The 1,004-nt window shown below is 67.3% G+C and carries 2 protein-coding genes; one reads left to right on the top strand and one right to left on the bottom strand.

The genetic code is table 11. The features are described 5' to 3' along the window. Window positions 1–38: 38 nt before the first annotated feature. A complete protein-coding gene (locus HNP84_RS50900; RefSeq protein WP_185057389.1) occupies window positions 39–206 on the bottom strand; it encodes a hypothetical protein in 168 nt (55 codons plus the stop codon). Between HNP84_RS50900 and HNP84_RS50895 the strand changes: the two genes are divergently transcribed. Next, a partial coding sequence (locus HNP84_RS50895; RefSeq protein ID WP_446697332.1) for an IS256 family transposase occupies window positions 193–1,004 on the top strand: 812 nt, incomplete at its 3' end. The two genes, HNP84_RS50900 and HNP84_RS50895, sit on opposite strands and share 14 nt — an antisense overlap.

Below are 1,004 nucleotides of genomic sequence, written 5' to 3'. Positions count from 1 at the left end.
GGTTGCGTCCACGGAAGTGGTGTACGAGTTTGACCTGGTCACAAGCGCGGCGTCGTGAAAAGACGACGGCCATCGCGTGATCCTTTCGAGTAACGAAGATCAAGATCGAAGGAGATCACGACGATGGCCGCAGACAGCAGTGTGACGCCCGGGCAATGGCTGGCCAAGCAGCTTGAAGCCAGCGAGCCAGATATGTTGCGATCCATGGTGAAGACCATGGCCGAGGCGTTGATGTCGGCCGAGGCCGACAGCCTGTGCGGCGCCCCCTACGGCGAACGCAGCACCGAGCGGACCAACCGGCGCAACGGCTACCGCACCCGCGAATGGGACACCCGCGCAGGCTCGATCGAGCTGGCCATCCCCAAGCTGCGCGAAGGCTCCTACTTCCCCGACTGGCTACTGGAGCGGCGCCGCCGGGCCGAGCAGGCGCTGATCAGCGTCGTGGCCACCAGCTACCTGCTCGGCGTCTCCACCCGGCGGGTCGACAAGCTCATCGAGCAACTCGGCATCAAGCACATCTCCAAAAGCCAGGTCTCGCAGATGGCCAAGACACTGGATGAGCAGGTCGCAGCCTTCCGCACCCGCGCCTTGGACGCCGGCCCCTACACCTTCCTGTGGCTGGACGCCCTGACCCAGAAGGTGCGCGAGGGCGGGCGCATCATCAACGTGCACGTCCTGGTCGCGACCGCCGTCAACGCCGACGGCCGGCGCGAGATCCTCGGCCTGGACGTCACCAGCGCCGAGGACGGCGCGGGCTGGCTGGCGTTCCTGCGTGGCCTGGTCGCTCGCGGCCTGTCCGGCGTGCAACTGGTCATCTCCGACTGCCACGCCGGGCTGGTGGCCGCGATCGGCGCCACCTTGCCGGGCGCGACCTGGCAACGGTGCCGCAGCCACTACCTGCGCAACCTTCTGACCTGCGTGAACAAGTCCGCGCAGCCGTTCGTGGCCACCCTGGTGCGCACCATCTTCGATCAGCCCGACGCCGCCTCGGTGCGCGCTCAGCA

The organism is Thermocatellispora tengchongensis, from assembly GCF_014202315.1.
In the GTDB taxonomy this organism is placed as follows: Bacteria; Actinomycetota; Actinomycetes; order Streptosporangiales; family Streptosporangiaceae; genus Thermocatellispora; species Thermocatellispora tengchongensis.
Note: the sequence above shows the minus strand (reverse complement) of the source record. Positions and strands in the feature narration are given on the sequence as shown.

Excerpts from the sequence above, each read along its gene's own strand:
- HNP84_RS50900 (WP_185057389.1), bottom strand. The coding sequence starts at position 206 with ATGGATCGCAACATATCTGGCTCGCTGGCTTCAAGCTGCTTGGCCAGC.